This window comes from Streptomyces sp. H27-H5 (assembly GCF_026627505.1).
In the GTDB taxonomy this organism is placed as follows: domain Bacteria; phylum Actinomycetota; class Actinomycetes; order Streptomycetales; family Streptomycetaceae; genus Streptomyces.
Genome location: NZ_JAPNLK010000014.1, coordinates 106,582 through 125,737, shown reverse-complemented (window position 1 = coordinate 125,737; position 19,156 = coordinate 106,582). Strand labels below are relative to the sequence as shown.

Here is a 19,156-nt window from a genome sequence, read left to right as displayed (position 1 = left end):
ACGCGGCCGCGCGGTTCGTCAGGTCCCGGACCGTGGACCAGAGCCATTCCCAGGCCACGACCACGATCGTCGACATCAGCTCCCAAGCTTCCTGGAAGAACCTGGTCTTGGTCGCGAGCCAGACGATGACGGCGACCAGGCCGACGACCAGAAGCACGATCCACGTGATCGGGTTGGCGAGCATCGCAAGGTTCATCGCCCACTGCGCCGCGGCCGCGACGGCCAGGGCCACGGCAAGGATGCCGAGCGTGACAGCGATCGCCTGGAAAGCGGCCGGGTGTTCCTTCGCGAAGGTGGCCACCTTCGCCAGGGCGGGCGCCAGGAACTCGCCGAGCTGCGTCGTCAGGCTCCTGACGATGGAGTCGTAGGCCATCATCGGGTCCTTCGCCAGGGCGTCCTCCATCGCCTTGGCCGAGCCGGCCGCCTTGTCCATCCCGGTTGAGGCCGCAGCCGTCGCCGGGTCCATCGCCCACAGGGCATCGGCGCCCTCACCGGCCATGTCGCCGAACAGTTCGACGGCGAGGGCGGATTGCTTCCCCTCGTCCTTGACCCCGCGCAGGGCTTCGATGGTCTTTTGCAGGGCGGCCTTGGCCGGCTCGCCCCCCTTGTGGATGTTGTCGAGCATCTCTTTGGCCGGCAGTCCGAGGCCCTTGAAAGCTTCGCTCGCCTTGTCGGTCTCCTCGGAGGTGATGCGCGCGAACTCGTGCAGGACGTCGCCGGCCTGGTCGATGTCGCGGCCGCCGGCCTTGACGTACTGCGACATCAGGCCCATCGCGTCCTTGGCGTCCAGGCCGATGCGCGACCAGTGTTTGCCGTAGTCGTTGATGGCGGCGGGGATGTCCTCCATCATCGACTTGGGCAAGGTCTGTGCTGCTTTGGTGAGTACGTCGAAGGCTTCGGTTCCGTCCTTGGCCAGCTTGTTGTTGATCAGGTTGGCGGCGGCGGTCGCCGCGTCCGCGACGTCGAGCTCGAAGGTCTTCGCGAGGGCGAGGGCGGCGGTGGACATCTCCCGCATCTCGGCGTCGGTGACGTCGGACAGTCCGCCGAGGGAGGACGCGACGCTGCCGATGGCCTCGTTGACCTCGTCGATCGACTCGCCCCACCCGGCGCTGAACACGTCGCCCGCGATGTCGCCGGCACGGGCCGCCTCCTCCTTGGTCAGCCCGAGCTGCGCGGTCAGCTTCGCGTTGGCGGAGCTCGCGTCCATCGCGGCGGACATGCCGACGGCGAAGGCCGCGCCGACCGCCGCGCCGGCGGCCGCCCCGCCGATCCCGGCCAGAGAGTTGTTGACCTCGTTGGCCGCGCCTTCCGCGCCGTTGGTCAGTTCATCGGCGTCGATGCCGAGTTTGACGAGGAGCTCCGACAGGACCGCCATCAGGCTCGCCTCCTGTCTGGGTTGTTGCGTCACTGCCCCCGAGGGAGCGGTTGATCGTTTTGACGGCGGCGAGCATTTCGGTCCAGTCCATGCGGCGGCCCTTGCCGCTGTCCCACTTGGGGAGGAAGTCCGAGGCGCGCGCCTTGCGGCCCTTGCCACGTGCGGTGTTGCTGATGGTGGCGGCGAGAATCGACATGAGGGCGTCGTCGCGGGCCTGGCCGATCGGACCGGTGATCTGCTCGTAGGCGATCCACTCAGTCAGCTCGGCCGAGGAGTGCGTGGCCAGCAACTCGGCCACCGACAGGCCCTTGGCGAGGGCTAGTCGGAAGTAGAAGACCCGCTCTGGGCGGGCTCTGAGTTTCCCGCCGCGTCCTCGGCGGCCTTCTTGCCCAGGCCGGACAGCCGCTGCGCGTGCTTGTACAGCACCTTGATCACGGCGCCGTTCTTCATGCCGAGCGCCTTGACCTCCTTGTCGGTGTACAGGCGCTGGAAGTCCTCGTCCACCAGGCACTTGGCGAGGAGCCGCGCCGAGCTGTCCAAGAGGTTCACGCTCTGCACGTTGCCCTGTGAGCCCATGCGGACCATGGACGCCTCGTAGGCGTCTCGTTCGGTTCCGGACAGACCCAGAATGCGGACGCTGCCGCCCCATTCCGGGACCTCGATGTCTTCCCAGGTGCGGTCATCCGCGGTGTCGATCTGTGCTCGTGTCAGCAGGGCCACGGCCGCGCCTCTCTCTCGGTGGTGCCAGGGGGTGGGGGTCAGGAGATGGTCGGCTTGCCACTGACCTTGAACGTGATGGTGGCGGCGAGCTTGTCGTCATACGGGGCTTCGCTTTCGAAGCCGGTCATGACGGCCTTGATGGACCACGTGGTGGTGTCCGGGTCCGGGAAGACCACCTGGTAGTTGCGGGGGTCCACGTCGTCGAAGTCGTCGACGAGGGAGTCGTGCATCGAGGGGGCGTAGTTGACGTCGATGCTCACTTCGCCGCCGTCTTTCAATCCGCCGACGAACTCCATCCACGCGTCCGGGCTGGAGTGACTCGTGACGTCGATGGTTTCCCTCGACAGGCCGGGGCCGGAGATGTTGGTGACCTCGGCCAGCGCGGTGAAGGTCTCGGGGCTACCGCCGTCGCCGCGCTTGAACTGCGTTCCGAATGCGTTTTGTCCGGCCATGTCGGCTACTCCTGTTCGGTGATGATGCGGAAGCGCATCGAGACGTGCCGGATGTCGCCGGGCGGATCCGGATCGGTGAGGGTCTGGCTGAACTCGTGCCGCGTGGCGATGTGCGTGTGGCCGGCGATCGTGAGCGGCTGGTGGTCGAGGAGCTCGACGAGGCGGGCGGCGATCCGCAGTCCGGGCCCGTGGCCGCGGGCGCGGGTCCACACGTGCAGCGCGGCCACGATCTCCCGGCCGAACCCGCCGTGGTGATTGTCGGGGATCTCGGTGGCCTCGCCGATCGTCACGTAGTCCAGGTCGTCCGCCTCGGGGACGTGGTCGAACACGCCGGTGACCAGGTCGCCGAGTGTCTGGTCGCCGCTCAGGCGTACGTACAGGGCCGCCTGTACCGGTTCGAGGGCGGACCGCGCGGTGGTCACCGCAAGACCCGCTTGACCTCTTCGGTCAGGCGGGCCCGGTAGCGGTGGCGTTCGGCTTCCAGGGCGGGGCCGAGGGAGGGGCGGGCCGGCCGGCGTCGGGTTCCGTGCTCCCAGAACTTGGCGTAGTACGAGGCCTCGTCGAACCAGCCGATCTCGGCGGTCAGACCATCGTCCTCGTAGCGGATGTCGACGTGATCATGAAGGTGGCCGGTGTCGCGCGGCACGTTCATCTTCGTGTCGTCGCGCACCGCCTCGGCCGCTTCCCGTACGCCCTTCTTGAGGGCCGCGATGACGGTGTCGTCGAGTTGGTCGAGCTCGACCCGTAGGCGGGCCGCACCTTGGATCTGCACGCGGACGGGCACGGCGATCACCTCCTCTTGTGGAGTGCGCGCCGGATCGCGGCGAGTTCACCGGCGACGGCCAGGAGCGCCCACGCGGTGGCGGCCGCGGGGTCGGCGGGCTCGGCCAGGTGTTCCTCGGCGCGGGCTCGGCATTCGTGCGGCTCCTGCGGGAGCGGCGGCGTGTCGGGGGCGCTCACTGCGGGACCTCGAACACGCCGACCTTGACGCTGGTGACCCCGTTGTAGGTGACGGTGGCTCGCCCGTTGGCGCCGGCGAAGATGGCCCGGGCCAGGGGCATGATGCCGGTCTTGCCGGCGGGGACGACGAGGGCGCAGTCCTCGACGTCGAGGCCGGACACGTTGCCGGGGGTGGCGACGGTCGCGGTGTGCGGGCTCGCGTCACCGTTGGCGACGACGAGGAACCGGCCGGGCCCGCAGGGGGCGGTGTCGCCCCCGCCGGCGGCGGCGACGAGGGAGTCGGTCAGCGACACCCCGCCGTCGATGGGCAGGGAGACGACGGTCAGCGCGGCCATGTCAGGCTCCTTCGGATTGGACCAGCTCGCATTCGGCGCGCCGGTAGCGGGTCGATGACGGCTCGATGACGGCGAGGACGCGCAGTACCTGGCCGCGTCCGTGCAGGTGGTCGCCACGGGCGACGTCGGCGGACGGGGCGAGGTACACGGTGTGGGTGTGCTCGGATCCGGCCTGCGCGGCCAGGAGCCGTTCGCTCGCCGAGGGCTGGTCCACCTTGGCGCGGACGTCGTCCCGCTGTTGGCGGGTGACGATCTGCCCGCCGAGACCGTCGGGTGCGGTCGACGGCCGCCACACCTGCAGTGTGCGGTTGAGCCAGCGGCCGATCACGTGCGGGCCTTGTACGCGGACACGGTCCGCAGGTCCGCCTTGGTGAGCTCCATGCCGAGGGCCTCGGCGACGAAGGACCGCGAGTGGTCGCCGAGCGATTCGCTCGCCAGCATCTCGGGGTTGGACCAGCCGGCCGCGGCCAGGCGCAGCACGATGCGTTTGAGGCCCGGGGGCCAGAGCAGGAAACCGGCGGTGTACACGACCTCGACGGCCTGGTCGTGTGAGGGCCAGGTCGCGCCGCGGCGGGTGAGGATCCCGGCGGCGGACCAGGTGTACCCGCCGCTGGTTCCGTGGGTGAGGTCGGTGCCGTCCTCGGTGACGGTGTGGACGGCTGTGACGGGCCACCTGGGCAGGATCAGCCGGTCCGAGCGTGAGGCGCTCTGGTAGGCGGATCCGTCCCGGGTGGGCCCGTCGAGGACCACGGTGTCGGTGGAGGACTCCAGGGCCTGGCCGGCCTCCTCCTCGATCACCCCCTGGGCGAGTTCGATGAGGAGGTCGGCGGTCGCGCTCTCGTCTTCGGTCAGAGCGTCCGGCAGGCGCAGCCACGCCCGCAGCTCGGCGTCCGTGGCTGCCGCCATCAGTCGTCGTCCCCGTCGGCCTCGCGTGCCGCCTCGATCGCGGCGACCACGGCCGCCAGGATCTCGGCCTTGGTCTTGGCGTCGCCGAGGTCGTAGCCCTTGTCGGCGGCCAGGGCGCGCAGCTGGTCGGCCGTCATCTTCTCGACGGGCCGCTCGTCCGCCGGCCCGTCCGGGGCGGGCTTGTCGGCGTAGGTGGCGAAGCCGCCGTCGACGAGGCGGGCGGCTTCCTCGTCCTCGAAGTCCGCCGTGTCGCCGGCTTGGACGGCCCGCTCGGGGCCGGCGTACAGGGAGTGCATGGTGACGCGTCGCATGCGGGGGCCGCCTTACTTGGGGGCCTTGCGCGGGCTGCCGCGCAGGACCAGACCGGTACAGGGCAGCGTCGGCGTGGAGGTTCCGCCGACGGTCTTGAGGATGACGCGCAGGTACCGCTTGCGGCCGCGGTAGCCGATGCGGAACACCGTCTCGTCGTTGGCGGCGCTCACGGCCGGTTCGGTGCCGTCGAGGTCGGCGTCGGCCACCGCGGTGAAGTCGCCGCCGGTGGTGGTGTCCGACTCCTGCACCTCGAAGGTGAACAGCGGAGTGGTGCCGGTGACGGTGCCGGTGTCGATGATGACTACGGAGTTGCCGTACCCGGCGAGGTCGACGGCCGCGCCGTCGGCGGCCGCCGTGCGCGCGGCGGGTGCCAGCGACGGCGCCGCCGAAATGCTGTTCTTCAGGTCCCTGCTCACAGGTTCGCCTCTCTGCGGTGGTGGTGCGGGGCGGGGGTCAGTTCGCGCACTTGATGCGGACGAACGGCTCTTCCAGGACCGGCATCGCGTCGAGTTCCTGGCGGGCGATGAACCCCACCTGGTCGCTCTCGGCGTACAGCTCGTTGAGGCGCTGGATCTCCAGGCCGAGGGACTCGGCGATCCAGTAGTACGAAAAGTCGGCGATCATGCCGCCGTACAGTCCGTCCGTGAACGTGTTCGGCGCGAACTCGCTGACCACGTACGGCACGTCGAGGATCGTGTCCGGGCGGTCGGACGCAAGGCCGGGCTGCCACACGTACTGCTCGTCCGTGGTCGTCTTCAGCTTGCGGATCGCCCGCAGCGCGTCGCGGTGGAAAAGCCACTTCGCCTTGTTCCAGTACGCGGCCTTGAGGGTGTACTTGGCGTCGATCAGGCCGTTGGCGGTGAAGCCGGTGGCCAGGCCCGAGTTGACGTCACGGCTGGTGGAAATGCCCTCCGTCGAGGCGACGAACAGGCCGAGCGGCTTCTTGTTGCCGTCGCCCGTCATGTAGGCCTTCTCCTGCGTGACGCCGAGCTTGTAGGCGAGGCGGTCACGGACGATGTCCTCGGCCTTGCCGGTCGTCAGGCGCAGCAGCTTGCGGCTGATCTTGACGCGCTTGGCGAGCGGGTTCGGGGACAGCTCGCGCCGGCCGAACCTGAGGGCGTCGTCCTGGCTGCCGGTGTTGATCTCGGTGGTCCACTCGGCGTCGTTGAGGTCGGTCTCCAGCGTGGGCACGCCGAGCGACTCGGCGGTGCGCAGCTGGCGCACGGTGGCCAGACCGCGCAGCGGCACCGCGTCGTCGACGCGCTGCACCAGCTGGTTGACCCACTCCATGGGCGGCAGGAGGTAGCCGCCCTCGGGGTCGTTGCCGGCGTTCAGCGCGCGGGCCTGCGCCGGCGACAGCGCGGAGCGGCCGCCGAGGAGGTAGGTGCGCAGGGCGCCCATCGCGTCCGCGTTGCCGCCCCCGGCCGGGTCCGGGTCGAGGTCGTCGGTGTCCTGGCGCTCGCCGTCGCGCAGGCGGTCCATGCGCTCGATCGTCTGGTCGAGCTGGTCACGCTCGTCGAGGATCCGGTCGAAGGAGGTTTCCTCCTCGGCGCTCATGCTGCGGCCGGCGGCGGTCGCCGCGTCCATCAGAGCGGAGGCCTGGGTGCCGAGGCTGGTGCGCTTGGCGCGCAGTTCTCGCAGGTTCATGGGCATGGGGGTGAGTCCTCTCGGGTGTCAGATACCGGCGAGCCGGCGCATGCGCGCGGTGAGATCCGCGGGCTGGGGGGTCGGCGCGATACCGCGCTCGGGGTCCTCGGGGTCCTCGTCGTCGCTCTTCTGCGCGGCGGCCAGGAGCTCCTGCAGGGCGGTCACCGCGTTCTCGACGAGCCCCAGGTTCTTCTTGGACAGGACCGCGCCGGCCCGGCCGAGGCCGCCCAAGGCGAGCTCGTCGAGCGCGCGGACCACGGCGAGTTCGCGGCCGCTCTCGACGATCGCGTTGGGGTCCATCGGCAGCGGAACGGCGGAGACCTCGAAAAGCTCCCAACCGCGGGGCGTTCCGGAGTCGTCGACGTCCCACACGTCGAACCCGATGGAGAACGCGTTGAGGTACCCGCCGCGGTACTTGCGTTCCACGGTTCGCGCGAAGTCGTCCTCGGGGTCGAAAGCGATGTCCATCATCAGCTTGTCGCCGTCGATCCACGTCTTTTCCGATCGGCCGATCGGCAGGCCCTCACGGCCCCAGTACTGGTGGCCGTACCCGACGACCGGGTTGGACTGGAACCGGCCGAGGTCGGCGCCCTCCATCGTCAGGTTCAGCCCGTCGCCCTTGCGGCCGGCGGTCGCCGCGATGATCCGCAGCGGCTTCCCGGCCTCGGGCTCCTCGGCCTTCTCGGCGCGCAGCACGTAGCCGCGCAGGTAGTGCCGGCTCATCGGTTCCTCCGGGGTTCTGTGATCTGTCGATCGCGCGGCGGCCCGGGCTGCTCCCGCTCGGCGGGCGCCTCGGGGGCCTGCGGCGTCTCGGGGGCGGGCGCCTGGTCCTCGTGCTCCTGGCCGTCGTCGGCCTCGGGGGCGCCGTCCTCGTGCTCGCGGTCGCCGCTCATACCGGCACCAGCTCGCAGCGGCAGCCGGCGTGCACCGGCGGGTGGTGGACGTTGCGTTTGGCCACGAGTTTCTCCCCCTCGGCGTCGCCCTCCACCTCGTCGCCCTTGGCGACGAACGGGAGGTCGATCTCCTGCACGCGGCCGTCGAGTTTGGTGCAGTACGGACAGTGCTTCGAGCCGCGCGCCACCCACTTCAGTTGGGTGATCCCGGCCGCCTTCCACGTCTCGCGGGCGGCGGCGTTCGGGAGCTGGCTGGTCTCCCAGCGGGCGGTCCGCTCGGGCCGCTCGGCCTTGAACTTCTCCAACCTGCCGAGGACGCCGGCCACGATGTCCTCGGCGGTCGGCTCGGTCTCGGTGATCTTGCGGAGCTGCCCGAAGGATGACGCGACACGGTAGGCGACGTGGGCCAGGGTGTACGCGTGGGCCCACAGGGACAGGTCGACGTCGTCCTCGTGCCCGACCTCGGCGGCCGCGTCCTCGGCGACGTCGGCGGCGTACGCGGTGAACAGCGGCAGCCAGGCCGCGGACAGGGCCTCGGCGATCGGACCGTCCACCGCATACAAGGTGCTGAGGGCGGCCACGAAATGCGACAGGGACCGCGTGCCCGGGCGCCCGCGCTCGGGCGCCAGGTGCTCGGCGACCAGCGCGCCGACCTTCTCGGCCTCCAGGTCGGCGACCGCCGCGTCCGAGGCGGCGATCTTCGGCCCGTACTGCTCGGTGAGCGTGGCCCGCATCGCCCCCGACCGGCCCGCCAGCACCCGCGCCATACGCAGCGCGCGCCGCTCGGGAACGGCCAGGGACCGGCCGGCGGGGATCATGTTCATCGGGACGAGGTACTCGTCACCGCCCTCGACCGGGTTCTCGTTCTCCCGGTCCCGGATGTCGTTCGAGGACAGCCATCCCCACTGGCGGCCGATCGCGTAAGCCGCGTAGCGGGCCGCGGTGTCGCCGCGCAGCAGCGAGTCGACGAGGTGCTCGGCGAAGTACCGCTCGCGCTCGGACGGCAGCAGGAGCTGCGAGGTGATCGCCTGCTCCCACCGCACGAGCCAGATGTTCAGCGCGCTCGTCACGTAGTCGAGTTGCTGCTGCTCGATGTTGGAGAAGGTGGCCCGCTCCAGGTCCTGGATCTTGTGCGACGGGAGGCGCAGCCAGCGGGCCATCTCGGTGACCTGCAGTTTCCTCGTCTCGAGGAACTGCGCGTTGTCGTTGGCGATCCCCACCTGTGTCCAGGAGACACCCTCCTCCAGGATGGCCACGCGGTGCGCGCGGTCGATCCCGGAGTGGATGTTCTCCCAGTCGGCCGCCATGCGCTTGCGGGCCTCGGGCGAGAGGTTGCCGGGGTGGGAGAGGGCGCCGCCGGGGGCCGCGCCGTTGCTGAAGTACTTCGCGCCGTAGTGCTCGGTGGCCAGCCCCAGCCCGATGGCGTTCGCCGCGTGCTCGATGACGCTGTACCCGCGGATCCCGTCGTAGCCGAGGCCGGCGATGTGCAGCACCTCGTCGGCGAACAGCGTGGCCTTGATGCCGTTGACGTCGTCACGGTACTGATACAGGCGTTCGAACGCGCCGGTGTTGGTGCGTTTCACGCAGACCCGCAGCCGGTCCGGGCGCAGCGGCCAGATCTCCTCGATCACCCCGGTCTTCTTGTGGGTGACGACCTGGGCGATGCCGTTGCCTCGGGTGATGGCGTGGCCCTGCAGCGTCTCGCGCAGCTGCACCGAGGTCATCATCTCGTTGGGCTGGTCGTGGAGCAGGGTGTACAGCGGGTGGGTGCGTGCGCGCTTCTTGCCTCGGGGGGCGAGCCGTTCGTACAGGTGCAGGGGCAGGCCGGCGAGATCCTCCGCGAGGACGCGCACGCCGGCGAACAGCGGCGCGTACGTCATCGCGGTGTCCTCGTCCACCCGGATACCCGAGCTGTTCGCGGTGCCGCCGCGTACCCAGTCCTCCACCCACTTCTCGGGGGTGGCCACCCCCGACAGGGGGCCGGACACGCCCCGTACGGCCGAACGCATGAACCCCATCAGGAGCCACCTCCGCTCGTCTTAGTGGGGGCGCGTTCGGCGGCCAGCGCGCCGAAGATGCCGATGGACAGGAGGACCAGGCCGACCGCGGTCAGCCCGATCCAGGGGGAGAGCAGGGCGAGGCCTGCGCCGAGGAGCAGGGTGCCGAGCAGGGCCAGGACGTCCCAGCGGTCCACTGGTCCTCCAGGGGGTCAGAGGGCCATGCCCTGGGATTCGTAGACGGACGGTGCGGGCATGCCGCGCATGGCGCCGTCGATGGCGAACAGCAGGGCGGGCATGCCGTCGATGCGTTTGCCGGTCTTGTCGCGGGCCGGCTTCACCGGCCGGATACGGTCCGGGTCGTCGCGCGGGCTCTTGCACTCCAGGGCGTCCGCCATCCACCGGGCGACGGGGTTGCCGTAGTGCGCGTATTCCTGCGCCTTGAGGCCGCGCATCATCTCGGCCATCGGCGGTGTCATGCGCGTGTACGTGGTGTCGGACTCGACCGTCTTGAGGCGGGTGCGCTTGACGATCTCCTGGCGCACCGGCTCGCCGCACCACTTGTCGTAGGTGATGTCGACGATCCGGTAGAGCTGGTGGTCGGTCTCGATGTCGTCGTAGATCGTGTCGTAGTCGATGGTGTCGCCGTCGGTCAGGGTCACCCACCCGTCACGCGCCCACTCGGAGAACATGCCGCCGGTGTGCTCGTCGAGGAAGTCGGCCACCGACTCCGGCGCCCACATCCGCCAGATGATCGACCCGTCGGGGAACAGCAGCGTCCACGCCGTCAGGTCGAGCTTGGACGACAGGTCCAGGCCCGCCCAGCATCGTTGCCCTTCCAGCCGGCCCGCGATCCACCCGGGGTTCGGGGCGATCTCCCGGGCGTTGAGGTCCCACAGGTCCATCGGGATCCAGCGGGTGACCTGGCTGACGCGCTGGTTCATGCGGAACTGCTTGAACGAGTTCTGCTTCGACAGCTTCGCGCGGGCCTCGATGGCGTCCTCGCGCAACGACTGCCGCGACAGGAACGTGTCCAGCGCCGGGTTGGGCCACGCCCAGTTGTCCTCGTCGAACACGTCCAGCGACACCGGCAGGTCCGGGCGCCCGGGGAACAGCCGGTGCAGGCGGTCCAGCTCGTCCTGCGTACGCGGCATCTTGCGGACGTACGCGAAGTGGTGCGGGACCCGGGACGGGTCCTCCATGACCCGGTCGGCCTCGTCGATGAACTCCGCGCCGAACGAGGCCTGGTCGCTCGTCTCGGTGGTGATGGCCAGCATGAGCGGCTGCGTGCGCGCGCCGGCGCCGGTGACCATCGCCTCCCACAGCTTGTCGTCCGGCTGTGACAGCACCTCGTCGAGGATGAAGCAGTGCGGGCTGTGGCCGAGCTCGTTGTCCGCGTCGGAGGGGATGACCTCGTAGTGCGAGCTCGTCTTCTCGTCCACCAGCCGGCGCGCGTTGCGCAGGTGGGTGAGCCGCGCCGCCAGGTGTGGGGAACGCTTCACCATCTTGGTGCACGGCTCGAACACCTTGCCGGCCTGGCGGGTGTTCGCGGCCGCGCCGTAGATCTCGGCGGACTGCTCGCCGTCCCCACACAGCATGTACAGGGCGATCCCCGACAGCAGGGCGCTCTTGCCGTTCTTGCGGGCGATGACGACCGTGGCGCGGCTGTAGCGCCGTACGTACCGTTCCCACTGCTCGGACCAGATCACCTCGCCGAACAGCGGCCGGATGATCTCGTGCTCCTGCCACGGCGCCAGCTCGAACCTGGTGTTGGCGAGCGCGCCGGCCGGGTGGACCAGGAGCTCGGCGAAGAACCGCACCACCCTGTTCGCGCGCGGCTCGCAGTAGTGCGCGCCCGAGCGGGCACAGGTCAGGCCGTCGAGGGTGTACCCGCAGCGCCCGCCGCGCCGGCTCGCCGGCCTCCACCGCTTGGTGTGGTCGATGCGCGGCATGCGCCGGCGCACCGGCCGCCGGGCCGCGGCCCGGGTGCGGGCGGGGCGCGAGGTGGTGGCCGTCGCCATGGCGCCCTCCCTCGGTCAGGACAACAGACGCTCCGCACCGGCCGGGTCCTGCTGCCCGCCGATCTTGAGCTGCGACCGGTCGGACGGGGTGAGGCCGAACCGGGCCGCGTACCGCTGCACCTGCGCGTCGGCCGCGTCGAGCGCCAGGAGCCACGCGTTCTTGCCCATCCGCTGGCCGGTGACGTCGCCGTTCTTGTTGAACACCGGGTGCTCGACGACGGCGCCCTCCTCGGCGACGTGCTCGGCCGCGTCCCGCCGGCGCACCACCGCGTCACACCAGTTCGCGTACGCCTCGACGTCCCAGGCGGTCAGCACACCCTTGGCGATCAGGTCGCTGGCCAGCTGCTCCCACACCTCGACGGCCGCGTCCGACAGCCAGGCCGGCGGCTCGACGTCGAGCTCGGAGGGCTGCGGCTCGTCGCGGTTGATGCGGTCCTTGCGGTCACCGTGCAGCACCCGCAGCGGGGTGGGCTTGGGGGCGGGTCCTCGACGGCCCATCAGGCACCTCCATCGGTCACGCTCGGTTACGGCCGGCCCGCTGGTACGGCGGATCCCGTTACCCGTCAGCGAGCCACAGGGCTCCCCCCCGCGTTCCGCGGGGCCCCACGGCAGCGATCGGAGGCCCCCCTCCCCCCTCACGCAGCGTGAGACGGGTCAGTAGCGAGGGCCGGCGCCATGCCAGCCACCGGGCTGGTGAGCTGCGGTGACACGGCTGTGACAGGGATGGCACAGGCCACGCCCACGCCGAGGGTCGTGGTCGTCCAGGCCGCGCTCGACCAGCTCCCGCTTGGACAGGGGCCAGTGGTCCGCGTGCGCGCTCGGCCGGCCGCACACCCCGTCGTGCGGGTGGTCCTCCTCGGCACAGACGCACGTCGGATCGCGGCGCAGCACCACGTCCCGGAACCGGCGCTCATGCTCACGCCCGTAGCCCTGAGTAGCCGCAGACGGGCGCGCCCGAGGCCGCGTGCACTCCTTGCACTTCGACGTCCCGGGCACGGGCACCTGCCCGCAGCCGGCCGTCGTGCACCGTCGAGGCGCGCGCGTGGGCACGTCAGACGTCCTTGCCGTCGGCCGGGGCGTCCTTGCCCACGGGCATGCCCTCTTCGACCAGGGCGAGGGTGGGACACGGCCAGGCGGGGGCCTCCCACGGGTTGCCGGCCGAGCAACCCTCGCAGATGCGGGTACGGCCGCCGTGCCCGTAGGGGTAACAGGCCTCGCGGCTGGGGGTGTGCAGGGCGCGGATGCGGTCGGCGAGGCTCTGCTCCACCGGCTCGGCGGGAGCGGCCTGCCCGGGGCGGGTCCAGCCGAAGGAGGTGAGCAGGTTGTCCGTCCCCGGCTTCATCGCGAGAGTGGCGACGCCCTCGACCATGGCCGTGTAGAGGGCGAGGTCGAGTGCGATGGCCGGCGGCTCACCGGCCCGTTGGGTGAGCGTGAAGCCGCTGACGGTGTCGCTGATGTCGTGGCCGTCGACCTCGACGGTGCCGCCGGTAGAGGTGAGGGCCAGGCGTACGGTGCGCTCCATGGTGGCTCCTGCTGCTGGCTGTTGGGGCGGGCCGGCCGCGGCCGCGTGCATGCCGCAGGGCCGTCGGGAGTCTCAACGCCCCGCGATGGTCTGCCTGCTGGACGCCCACCAGGCGGTGCGCCAGAGCATCCGACGGCCCTGCGGTGGACATGGCGAGGGCCCCAACCGCGGTGCTGTGGTCGGGGCCCTCGTGTGTCCTGGTCAGCCTGCCTGTGGGCATGGCTGTACTCGCGAATCGTGGCGCGCGACAACGGGCGTTGTCAAGCCGGATGATCACGGCGCTGTCCGGCCCGTGTGGGCTTGGGCCTGTCGCGGGCGGCCAGGACGTCCGCCAGCCGGTAGATGGGGCGCTTGGGTGTGCCGCCGATCCGGGTGAGGAGGCCGCGGCGTACCCAGTCTCGGATGGTGGCCGGGCGCACCCCGCAGGCGAGGGCGGCCGTGGTCGTCGTGAGCTGCCCGGGCGGCAGGGACAGGTACTCCATGCCTCTCAGTGTCACTCAGAGGTCAGAGCTGCCTCGCGGCGATCACGGCGGGGTCGGCGTCCACGAGGGCACGGGCCTCGCGCCTCACCTGCTCGGGCAGTGCGTCGAACGCGGCCTGGTACCCGGGGCGGACGACCCTGTCTCGAATGTCGTCGGGCATGCCGGCCATGAACTGGGGCGGCATGGCGTCGGCCAGGTCGCGCATGGTGATGGAGGCGATCAAGAGGGCCGCGGCAGCATCGACGAGCGCGTCGTGTTCGGTCATGGTGTTCATCGTCCCATCGCCGGGGCCCATGTGGGGTCGTAGTCCGGATGGTCGGCGTACGGCAGGGCAAGGAGGCGCAGGACGTCGGGTGCCCACGGGCTTCCCTCGCCGGGGACGACCACCGGTTGCGGATCCGCGATGCCGGTCACGTCTACGAGAGGCGCCGCGCACAGCTCCACGACCCGCGCCTTGGCGTCGATGTCGAGGAGGGTGCGGGCGGGGTCGTGGCGGGCGAGGTGCCCGCCGTCACGGGTGCCGGGGACGAACGCAACGGTGCCGTGGTTGTCGCGGTCCCTGATCTCACAGGCCGCGTGGTCGTAGTACCAGTGGGGTGACCACTGCTGGTGGGCCTCGGCCACCGTCTTGTCGTCGGCCAGGCGGTCACGCAGGAACGTGTACAGGTCCATCGGGTCCCTCCGGGGCGGTGGGTGCGGTGAGGTGGGGGTAGTAGTCGCGGAACTCGGCGGCGACGGCCAGGAGCTCGGCGGCGTCCTGGCGCAGCTGCTCGTGCCACTGAGCGGCGGTCGCGTCATCGATGAGGGGCGTGTAGCCGGGGCGCGCCTCGACGGTCTGGCGCACGGCCTGGTGGAGGTGGCGCATCGTCTCGTGCGCCAGGGCGGCGCGATGGCGCATCCGGTCCACCGCCGGCGCGGGAGCCGGCTTCATGACGGCGAGGTCGCGGCTCACGGTGTCCTTGGAGATGCCCAGTTCAATGGCGATGCGCCGGTTCGATGCGCCGGCCTGCGCCAGTCGTGCGACAGCGGCTCGGCGGTCGGTTCGGGTCAGCTTCTGGTGGCTCATGTGTGGGTGGTCCCTGGCTCATCCGTGGGGGTGGTGGCTCATGCCCGGCCGGGCCCGGTGCAACGCGCGGGCCCGGCCGGGCGGGTCGGTCAGTCCTCGGCGGCGGCGCGGCGCAGTTCCTCGGCGTACCGGGCGCGGCGGATGCCGGGTGTGACGCCGGGGGCGTGGGTGAGGATCTCCCGCTCGGTCTCGGTGGCGAGGTCGGTGTGGAGGCCGTGGTGTTCGACGGCGACCATCCGGGCGAGGATGTCGCGGCTGCCGGGCCACATGAGGTGGGTCGGGCGGGAGCGGTCGAGGTAGGCGGCGATACGCAGGAGCAGTGCGCGGCACGTGTCGGTCATCGGGTCACCGCCGAGGTGATGGTGCCGGTGACGCCGGCGGGGGTGGCGCGGAGGGTCAGGGTGCGGCCGCCGGTGTGGCGGATGATGCCGACGGCGGCGAGGTGCCGGCCGGGGCGGGGTTCGGGCGTCGGGGTGGGCGTGGCAGTATCGGGCACAGCCGATCTCCTTGGGTGTTCAAGGGGTTGGTCAGGCCCTCGCCGGTGTTCGAGCACTGGCGGGGGCCGTTGTGCGTGGTGGGTCAGCCGGTCGCCATTACCTCCTCACGCGCCGGCTGGGCGTCCTCGTCCATCCAGGTCTTGAGGTCGGCCCAGGCGGCCGCCGGGTACACGACTGCGCACCAGCGGCAGGTGATACCGGGCTGGCCGGCGTAGTGGCGCAGCGTCGCGCCGCAGACGCCGTCGCCGATGGTGGCCGGGCAGGGGCCGAGGCGGGTGCCGCGCTCCATCGTGTCGCGGGGGCAGACGATCTCCATGGCGGCCTCGTCGATCTGCCTGATCTCGGCGGCCAGGACGGCGGCCTTGGGCCAGGTGACGATGTAGGCGAGGTGACGGCCGAGGAAGTCGGCCGCGGTGGACACGCGCTCGTCGTAGGAGCCGGCGATCCTGGGCGCGGTGCCGCCGTAGGAGGCCTGCACGGCCGTCCATGCCTGCTCCAGCACGCCGACGATGCCGCCGGGCCCGCGCAGTGTCAGGACGTGGGCCGACACGGGCATCGGGGCTTCGACGTGGCGGACACGACCACCGAAGTTCGCCGGGCCGCTCGCGGTGGGCTGCAGTTCGTCCCGCAGGAGTCGGTAGAGGACGGGGAGGCGGCGCAGGCGGCCGGAGGTCGCGGCGCGGCACCGCGGGCACAGGTGGGTGTCGTCGACGAGCTCGGTGCCGCAGAGGCAGAGGTTCACGGCTGCTGCTCCTCGGTGTCGAGGGTGGCCAGGACGGCGGCGTACTGGTCGCGCCTGGCCCTGTACCCCTCGCAGCGCTGCGCGGCGTACTGCTCGGAGCTGGTGCCGTCGGCGAACGTGGTCTGTTCGTGACCGCGCCAGAAGGCCAGTTCTTCCTCGGCGCGGGTGATGGCCAGGCGGGCCTCGACCGCGAGGGCCTGCGGGGTGGCCCACACCGGGTCCGTGATCAGCGGTCGACCCTCGTAGACGTGGTCCCGCAGGTACGTGAACAGGGTGACGAACTGCATCTCCGCGCACCGGTCGTAGAACGCCGCCTTGTAGAAGATCGCGACGCGCCGGCGGCCGAGGTCGTCGAGGATGTACGACCACATGGGGTGATCGGACGCCTCGCGGGTCCACCCGTCCGGGAGCGAGGCCGGCACGAACAGCGGGTCGGCGGGGTCAGCGGCGCCGAACTGGAAACCGAGGGCCTCGAAGCTGGCACGGTCGCCTCGGAGGATCTCGGTGGGCAGGCGGTCGGAGGTGACGAGCTGCTCCTGGCCGCGCTGCTCCTGGCCGGCGATCAGCTCGTCGGGGGATCGGCCGAGCAGTGCGCCGGCGACCATTCCAGCGAGGGCAGTGGCGTCGGTGGTGTTCTCGATCATGACGTGGGCTCCTTGCGGGTGTCGGCGATGGAGCGGAGCAGCATCGCGGTGAAGTACCGGGACGGCGAGGGCCGGTTCGAGCTGAGGCGCTCCTCCAGCCAGGCGGCGATGTCGCGGATGGTGCCGAGCTGGGCTTCGGCGTCCCGGGCGCGAGCCGCCTGCCGTTGGGCTTGGAGGATGGTGGAGGCGTGGGCGCGCTGGGCGCGGGCGAGGTCGCCTGCGAGTCGGGTGGCGCGTCGGTGGGCCTCGGTGAACGCCCTGTCGGCGGTGGCGAGCTGTCGGGCCAGTTCGGTCTCCTGGGCGTTGTCGAGCCGCTCGTACAGGGCGTCGAGGGCGTCGCTGGTGATCGTGTCGACGGTGTGCCGGACGGGCTGGCCGGTGGACGTCTGCGGCTGCTGGAGGAACCGGTTCGTCCACCATCGGGTGCCGTTCGCATCGGCGTGGCTGCCGGCGTGGCCGGGGCGCAGGACGCATTCGGTGGCGCTCTGGTCGAGGGCCAGCGGGGGCTGGTGGCCGCAGTGCTCGGCGGGGCCCTTCCGGGCGGGCGGCGCGGGCCGGGCCTTGCGGGGGTAGGACACGTAGATGCCTACGAGCACGGCGGCCGTGACCGCCACGGCGGCGATCCACGCGAGGGCGACGAGGAAGCTGCTCATCGGCTGCTCTCCTTGGTGGGGGTGGCGCCCGGGTGGTCGAAGGGCGGCGGGGGCGGGGCGATCCCGGCGGCGACGGCGGCGCGCATCCAGCCGCGGGCCTCGGCGATCAGGGTGTCCGGGTGGTTCTTGCCGAGCGTCAGCCAGGCGGTGAAGGTCCCGCCGGTCTGCAGGTGCCAGGCGGCGTAGGCGAGCTGGCGTACGCGCGGGTCGACGTAGTGCACGCGGGCTGCTGCCTCGGTGTTCAGGACGGGTTCTGACATGTGGTCGCTCCGGTGCTTGTGTCCGTGGTGGTGCAGGGCGATCAGGAGAGGGAGGGCGGCGGCCCAGGCGGCGAGGAACCAGGTCACGGGGTGTCCGTGGGCGGTTGCTGGTCGGGGAGGCGGCGGCGCAGTACGCGGCGCAGGCTGGCCCGCTGCTCCTCGGACCGGGCGAGCTGTCGTTTGAAGTAGGCGGCGGTGGCCTGCGCTTCCCGCAGTTGGTCGGCGAGGGTGTCGCGTTCTTCGGTGCACAGGCGCAGGGCGCGAGCCGTCTCGGTGAGCCGGCGCCTGGTGGTGATCACGAACATCAGCGGTCTCCCGTCCGGGGGCGGCTGTGGAGGGGGATGACGGGCACGCTGGGGAGCCGGCGGGGGCCGGCGCAGATCGGGCAGAGGTCGGGGGTGCCGCCGACGCTCCAGCCGAGGCCGGCGGCGATCTCGTACGCCTCGTCCAGATCGCTGGTCGTCGTGAAGAGCTGCGCCGGACACCCCCCGTACTGGCCCATCCGGTCGCAGCGGACGGTGACGTGGGCGCTCACCGCTGCGCCCGGGCGGCCTCGTAGGTGCGGCGGGTCTTCTCGTAGGCCTTGCGGGCGGTGTCGAAGGCCGCGCGGGTGCCGCCGCGGTCGGGATGCGCGGCGGCCATCGTCCGGCGTGCCTCGGCCACCTGCAGCTCGGCGGCGCGGACGTCGATGCCGCCGGTGGGGGCGAGGGCGGGAGGCTTCAGGTACAGGTGGAAGTCGATCTCCCACCATCCGGCCGAGGCGCGGTAGATCTCGCCCTGGGCCTCGATCTTGTGCCGGTCCACGGAACCGATGTCGGGCTTACCGTCGTTCTCTCGTCGGATGTAGAAGATGCGGTGCGCCGTCTTGCGGGTGACGCGGAAGCGGACCACCCGGTGCGGCACCCACACGTCGTCGCCGTCTTCCCGGTGCTCTGCCTCGACGCCGTACAGGTACTCGATCACGGCGGGAAGCAGCGCCCGGGGACGAACGGGCTTGGGCATGGCCTGACGCATCGGCTGGTCGGCCAGGTGCTGCCAGGCCACGCACCGTGTGACCCCGCACGTCGCCTCGACACCGCCGGTCGCCGGCCGCCCGTACCCCAGGCGGAAGGCGACCTGCCGGAACGCGAACTGGGTGCCGCCCACGATCAGGCCGCGGCCTCCGGCCCATTCGACATGCCCGTCACTGCTCGGCCTGGTCCGGCCGTGGAATCGGAGGGCGACCTCCGCCCATGCCGGCTGCACGCCGAGGTCGCGGCGCAGCGGGGTGAGTGCGGCCGGGGCGACCTTGGTGCGGGCGCTGATCTCCCGGTCGGTGAGCTCGCCGGCGAGCAGCAGCGCCCTGGCCTGCTCCACGTCGCCGGTGGGGATCTCCCGAGGGCGGGTGTGCATCGGGTCGAGCTCCCACCGCTCGTGTGCGTTCAGGCCGCCGCGGATTCCCTCGCGTTCGTACAGGCCCTCGCCGGCCTCCTCGACGAGCGCGGCGGTCAGGCACTCGGTGCGTACCGGACACGTCCCGCAGATGGAGCGGGCGGCCAGGGCGTCCCCGAGGAACTCGGCGGCGCGGTCGCCGGCGCATGAGGCCTGGTCGGCCCAGTGGGGGGACGGCTCGGTGTCGGCGTGAGGGCGGGACCGGGCGTGGGACAGGAAGGGCATCAGGGCCTCCTCAGGG

The 19,156-nt window shown here is 71.4% G+C and carries 33 protein-coding genes; all 33 read right to left on the bottom strand.

Going from position 1 to position 19,156, the window contains the following annotated elements; all coding sequences use genetic code 11:
* A partial coding sequence (locus OTB19_RS09730; protein ID WP_267797638.1) for a phage tail tape measure protein occupies positions 1 to 1,375 on the bottom strand: 1,375 nt, incomplete at its 3' end.
* Entirely contained in the window at positions 1,326 to 1,673 is a 348-nt protein-coding gene (locus tag OTB19_RS09725) for a phage tail assembly protein T (RefSeq protein ID WP_267797637.1), read from the bottom strand. The genes OTB19_RS09730 and OTB19_RS09725, both read right to left, overlap by 50 nt.
* 20 nt (positions 1,674 to 1,693) lie before the next feature.
* Positions 1,694 to 2,095, bottom strand: a complete 402-nt coding sequence (locus tag OTB19_RS09720) for a hypothetical protein (protein ID WP_267797636.1) — start codon at positions 2,093 to 2,095, stop codon at positions 1,694 to 1,696.
* Positions 2,096 to 2,133: 38 nt separating this feature from the next.
* Positions 2,134 to 2,547 carry a phage tail tube protein gene (locus OTB19_RS09715; RefSeq protein ID WP_267797635.1) on the bottom strand — a complete coding sequence of 138 codons (414 nt, stop codon included), beginning with the start codon at positions 2,545 to 2,547 and terminating at the stop codon, positions 2,134 to 2,136.
* A gap of 5 nt (positions 2,548 to 2,552) precedes the next feature.
* A complete protein-coding gene (locus OTB19_RS09710; protein ID WP_267797634.1) occupies positions 2,553 to 2,969 on the bottom strand; it encodes a DUF3168 domain-containing protein in 417 nt (138 codons plus the stop codon).
* Complete coding sequence (locus tag OTB19_RS09705) at positions 2,966 to 3,331, bottom strand: HK97-gp10 family putative phage morphogenesis protein (RefSeq protein ID WP_267797633.1); 366 nt, start codon at positions 3,329 to 3,331, stop codon at positions 2,966 to 2,968. Before OTB19_RS09705 ends, OTB19_RS09710 begins: the two co-directional genes overlap by 4 nt.
* 5 nt (positions 3,332 to 3,336) lie before the next feature.
* The gene (locus OTB19_RS09700; RefSeq protein ID WP_267797632.1) at positions 3,337 to 3,507 is read right to left on the bottom strand and encodes a hypothetical protein; all 171 of its coding nucleotides are present in this window, start codon (positions 3,505 to 3,507) and stop codon (positions 3,337 to 3,339) included.
* Positions 3,504 to 3,842: a hypothetical protein gene (locus tag OTB19_RS09695; protein ID WP_267797631.1), complete on the bottom strand. Its 339-nt coding sequence runs from the start codon at positions 3,840 to 3,842 to the stop codon at positions 3,504 to 3,506. Before OTB19_RS09695 ends, OTB19_RS09700 begins: the two co-directional genes overlap by 4 nt.
* Position 3,843: 1 nt before the next feature.
* Positions 3,844 to 4,170 carry a phage head closure protein gene (locus tag OTB19_RS09690; protein WP_267797630.1) on the bottom strand — a complete coding sequence of 109 codons (327 nt, stop codon included), beginning with the start codon at positions 4,168 to 4,170 and terminating at the stop codon, positions 3,844 to 3,846.
* A complete protein-coding gene (locus OTB19_RS09685; RefSeq protein ID WP_267797629.1) occupies positions 4,167 to 4,748 on the bottom strand; it encodes a hypothetical protein in 582 nt (193 codons plus the stop codon). Before OTB19_RS09685 ends, OTB19_RS09690 begins: the two co-directional genes overlap by 4 nt.
* Positions 4,748 to 5,059, bottom strand: a complete 312-nt coding sequence (locus tag OTB19_RS09680) for a hypothetical protein (RefSeq protein ID WP_267797628.1) — start codon at positions 5,057 to 5,059, stop codon at positions 4,748 to 4,750. Before OTB19_RS09680 ends, OTB19_RS09685 begins: the two co-directional genes overlap by 1 nt.
* Positions 5,060 to 5,071: 12 nt before the next feature.
* Complete coding sequence (locus OTB19_RS09675) at positions 5,072 to 5,476, bottom strand: hypothetical protein (protein ID WP_267797627.1); 405 nt, start codon at positions 5,474 to 5,476, stop codon at positions 5,072 to 5,074.
* A 37-nt stretch (positions 5,477 to 5,513) separates the two neighbouring features.
* A complete protein-coding gene (locus tag OTB19_RS09670; protein WP_267797626.1) occupies positions 5,514 to 6,713 on the bottom strand; it encodes a phage major capsid protein in 1,200 nt (399 codons plus the stop codon).
* Between the two features lie 21 nt (positions 6,714 to 6,734).
* Positions 6,735 to 7,430: a hypothetical protein gene (locus OTB19_RS09665; RefSeq protein ID WP_267797625.1), complete on the bottom strand. Its 696-nt coding sequence runs from the start codon at positions 7,428 to 7,430 to the stop codon at positions 6,735 to 6,737.
* A complete protein-coding gene (locus OTB19_RS09660; protein ID WP_267797624.1) occupies positions 7,427 to 7,600 on the bottom strand; it encodes a hypothetical protein in 174 nt (57 codons plus the stop codon). Before OTB19_RS09660 ends, OTB19_RS09665 begins: the two co-directional genes overlap by 4 nt.
* Positions 7,597 to 9,618 (bottom strand): phage portal protein, encoded by a 2,022-nt coding sequence (locus OTB19_RS09655; protein WP_267797623.1) that lies wholly within the window; start codon positions 9,616 to 9,618, stop codon positions 7,597 to 7,599. Before OTB19_RS09655 ends, OTB19_RS09660 begins: the two co-directional genes overlap by 4 nt.
* Entirely contained in the window at positions 9,618 to 9,794 is a 177-nt protein-coding gene (locus tag OTB19_RS09650) for a hypothetical protein (protein ID WP_267797622.1), read from the bottom strand. The genes OTB19_RS09655 and OTB19_RS09650 overlap by 1 nt, the downstream gene beginning before the upstream one ends.
* A gap of 15 nt (positions 9,795 to 9,809) precedes the next feature.
* A complete protein-coding gene (locus tag OTB19_RS09645) occupies positions 9,810 to 11,618 on the bottom strand; it encodes a terminase large subunit (protein ID WP_267797621.1) in 1,809 nt (602 codons plus the stop codon).
* Positions 11,619 to 11,633: 15 nt separating this feature from the next.
* A complete protein-coding gene (locus OTB19_RS09640) occupies positions 11,634 to 12,116 on the bottom strand; it encodes a phage terminase small subunit P27 family (RefSeq protein WP_267797620.1) in 483 nt (160 codons plus the stop codon).
* Between the two features lie 553 nt (positions 12,117 to 12,669).
* Positions 12,670 to 13,140: a hypothetical protein gene (locus OTB19_RS09635; RefSeq protein ID WP_267797619.1), complete on the bottom strand. Its 471-nt coding sequence runs from the start codon at positions 13,138 to 13,140 to the stop codon at positions 12,670 to 12,672.
* A gap of 260 nt (positions 13,141 to 13,400) precedes the next feature.
* Positions 13,401 to 13,622 carry a hypothetical protein gene (locus OTB19_RS09630; protein ID WP_267797618.1) on the bottom strand — a complete coding sequence of 74 codons (222 nt, stop codon included), beginning with the start codon at positions 13,620 to 13,622 and terminating at the stop codon, positions 13,401 to 13,403.
* Positions 13,623 to 13,644: 22 nt separating this feature from the next.
* Positions 13,645 to 13,887, bottom strand: coding sequence for a hypothetical protein (locus tag OTB19_RS09625; protein WP_267797617.1), 243 nt, complete (start codon positions 13,885 to 13,887; stop codon positions 13,645 to 13,647).
* 5 nt (positions 13,888 to 13,892) lie between these two features.
* Positions 13,893 to 14,294, bottom strand: coding sequence for a DUF6221 family protein (locus OTB19_RS09620; protein WP_267797616.1), 402 nt, complete (start codon positions 14,292 to 14,294; stop codon positions 13,893 to 13,895).
* The gene (locus tag OTB19_RS09615; RefSeq protein ID WP_267797615.1) at positions 14,269 to 14,688 is read right to left on the bottom strand and encodes a helix-turn-helix domain-containing protein; all 420 of its coding nucleotides are present in this window, start codon (positions 14,686 to 14,688) and stop codon (positions 14,269 to 14,271) included. Before OTB19_RS09615 ends, OTB19_RS09620 begins: the two co-directional genes overlap by 26 nt.
* Positions 14,689 to 14,777: 89 nt before the next feature.
* Positions 14,778 to 15,029 carry a hypothetical protein gene (locus OTB19_RS09610; protein ID WP_267797614.1) on the bottom strand — a complete coding sequence of 84 codons (252 nt, stop codon included), beginning with the start codon at positions 15,027 to 15,029 and terminating at the stop codon, positions 14,778 to 14,780.
* The gene (locus OTB19_RS09605; protein WP_267797613.1) at positions 15,026 to 15,184 is read right to left on the bottom strand and encodes a hypothetical protein; all 159 of its coding nucleotides are present in this window, start codon (positions 15,182 to 15,184) and stop codon (positions 15,026 to 15,028) included. The genes OTB19_RS09610 and OTB19_RS09605 overlap by 4 nt, the downstream gene beginning before the upstream one ends.
* An 83-nt stretch (positions 15,185 to 15,267) precedes the next feature.
* Positions 15,268 to 15,927 carry a hypothetical protein gene (locus OTB19_RS09600; RefSeq protein ID WP_267797612.1) on the bottom strand — a complete coding sequence of 220 codons (660 nt, stop codon included), beginning with the start codon at positions 15,925 to 15,927 and terminating at the stop codon, positions 15,268 to 15,270.
* Complete coding sequence (locus OTB19_RS09595; protein WP_267797611.1) at positions 15,924 to 16,571, bottom strand: hypothetical protein; 648 nt, start codon at positions 16,569 to 16,571, stop codon at positions 15,924 to 15,926. The genes OTB19_RS09600 and OTB19_RS09595 overlap by 4 nt, the downstream gene beginning before the upstream one ends.
* Entirely contained in the window at positions 16,568 to 17,224 is a 657-nt protein-coding gene (locus OTB19_RS09590) for a hypothetical protein (protein WP_267797610.1), read from the bottom strand. The genes OTB19_RS09595 and OTB19_RS09590 overlap by 4 nt, the downstream gene beginning before the upstream one ends.
* Positions 17,221 to 17,571 (bottom strand): hypothetical protein, encoded by a 351-nt coding sequence (locus OTB19_RS09585; protein ID WP_267797609.1) that lies wholly within the window; start codon positions 17,569 to 17,571, stop codon positions 17,221 to 17,223. Before OTB19_RS09585 ends, OTB19_RS09590 begins: the two co-directional genes overlap by 4 nt.
* Entirely contained in the window at positions 17,568 to 17,789 is a 222-nt protein-coding gene (locus OTB19_RS09580) for a hypothetical protein (protein WP_267797608.1), read from the bottom strand. Before OTB19_RS09580 ends, OTB19_RS09585 begins: the two co-directional genes overlap by 4 nt.
* Entirely contained in the window at positions 17,789 to 18,019 is a 231-nt protein-coding gene (locus OTB19_RS09575) for a hypothetical protein (RefSeq protein ID WP_267797607.1), read from the bottom strand. Before OTB19_RS09575 ends, OTB19_RS09580 begins: the two co-directional genes overlap by 1 nt.
* Complete coding sequence (locus tag OTB19_RS09570) at positions 18,016 to 19,140, bottom strand: WhiB family transcriptional regulator (RefSeq protein WP_267797606.1); 1,125 nt, start codon at positions 19,138 to 19,140, stop codon at positions 18,016 to 18,018. Before OTB19_RS09570 ends, OTB19_RS09575 begins: the two co-directional genes overlap by 4 nt.
* Between the last annotated feature and the right edge of the window lie 16 nt (positions 19,141 to 19,156).

Bases quoted from the DNA above. Each gene is read 5' to 3' on its own strand.
- OTB19_RS09715 (WP_267797635.1), bottom strand. From the start codon at position 2,547: ATGGCCGGACAAAACGCATTCGGAACGCAGTTCAAGCGCGGCGACGGC.
- OTB19_RS09695 (WP_267797631.1), bottom strand. From the start codon at position 3,842: ATGGCCGCGCTGACCGTCGTCTCCCTGCCCATCGACGGCGGGGTGTCG.
- OTB19_RS09685 (WP_267797629.1), bottom strand. From the start codon at position 4,748: ATGGCGGCAGCCACGGACGCCGAGCTGCGGGCGTGGCTGCGCCTGCCG.
- OTB19_RS09680 (WP_267797628.1), bottom strand. From the start codon at position 5,059: ATGCGACGCGTCACCATGCACTCCCTGTACGCCGGCCCCGAGCGGGCC.
- OTB19_RS09670 (WP_267797626.1), bottom strand. From the start codon at position 6,713: ATGCCCATGAACCTGCGAGAACTGCGCGCCAAGCGCACCAGCCTCGGC.
- OTB19_RS09665 (WP_267797625.1), bottom strand. From the start codon at position 7,430: ATGAGCCGGCACTACCTGCGCGGCTACGTGCTGCGCGCCGAGAAGGCC.
- OTB19_RS09660 (WP_267797624.1), bottom strand. From the start codon at position 7,600: ATGAGCGGCGACCGCGAGCACGAGGACGGCGCCCCCGAGGCCGACGAC.
- OTB19_RS09655 (WP_267797623.1), bottom strand. From the start codon at position 9,618: ATGGGGTTCATGCGTTCGGCCGTACGGGGCGTGTCCGGCCCCCTGTCG.
- OTB19_RS09645 (WP_267797621.1), bottom strand. From the start codon at position 11,618: ATGGCGACGGCCACCACCTCGCGCCCCGCCCGCACCCGGGCCGCGGCC.
- OTB19_RS09640 (WP_267797620.1), bottom strand. From the start codon at position 12,116: ATGGGCCGTCGAGGACCCGCCCCCAAGCCCACCCCGCTGCGGGTGCTG.
- OTB19_RS09635 (WP_267797619.1), bottom strand. From the start codon at position 13,140: ATGGAGCGCACCGTACGCCTGGCCCTCACCTCTACCGGCGGCACCGTC.
- OTB19_RS09630 (WP_267797618.1), bottom strand. From the start codon at position 13,622: ATGGAGTACCTGTCCCTGCCGCCCGGGCAGCTCACGACGACCACGGCC.
- OTB19_RS09625 (WP_267797617.1), bottom strand. From the start codon at position 13,887: ATGACCGAACACGACGCGCTCGTCGATGCTGCCGCGGCCCTCTTGATC.
- OTB19_RS09620 (WP_267797616.1), bottom strand. From the start codon at position 14,294: ATGGACCTGTACACGTTCCTGCGTGACCGCCTGGCCGACGACAAGACG.
- OTB19_RS09615 (WP_267797615.1), bottom strand. From the start codon at position 14,688: ATGAGCCACCAGAAGCTGACCCGAACCGACCGCCGAGCCGCTGTCGCA.
- OTB19_RS09610 (WP_267797614.1), bottom strand. From the start codon at position 15,029: ATGACCGACACGTGCCGCGCACTGCTCCTGCGTATCGCCGCCTACCTC.
- OTB19_RS09595 (WP_267797611.1), bottom strand. From the start codon at position 16,571: ATGATCGAGAACACCACCGACGCCACTGCCCTCGCTGGAATGGTCGCC.
- OTB19_RS09590 (WP_267797610.1), bottom strand. From the start codon at position 17,224: ATGAGCAGCTTCCTCGTCGCCCTCGCGTGGATCGCCGCCGTGGCGGTC.
- OTB19_RS09580 (WP_267797608.1), bottom strand. From the start codon at position 17,789: ATGTTCGTGATCACCACCAGGCGCCGGCTCACCGAGACGGCTCGCGCC.
- OTB19_RS09570 (WP_267797606.1), bottom strand. From the start codon at position 19,140: ATGCCCTTCCTGTCCCACGCCCGGTCCCGCCCTCACGCCGACACCGAG.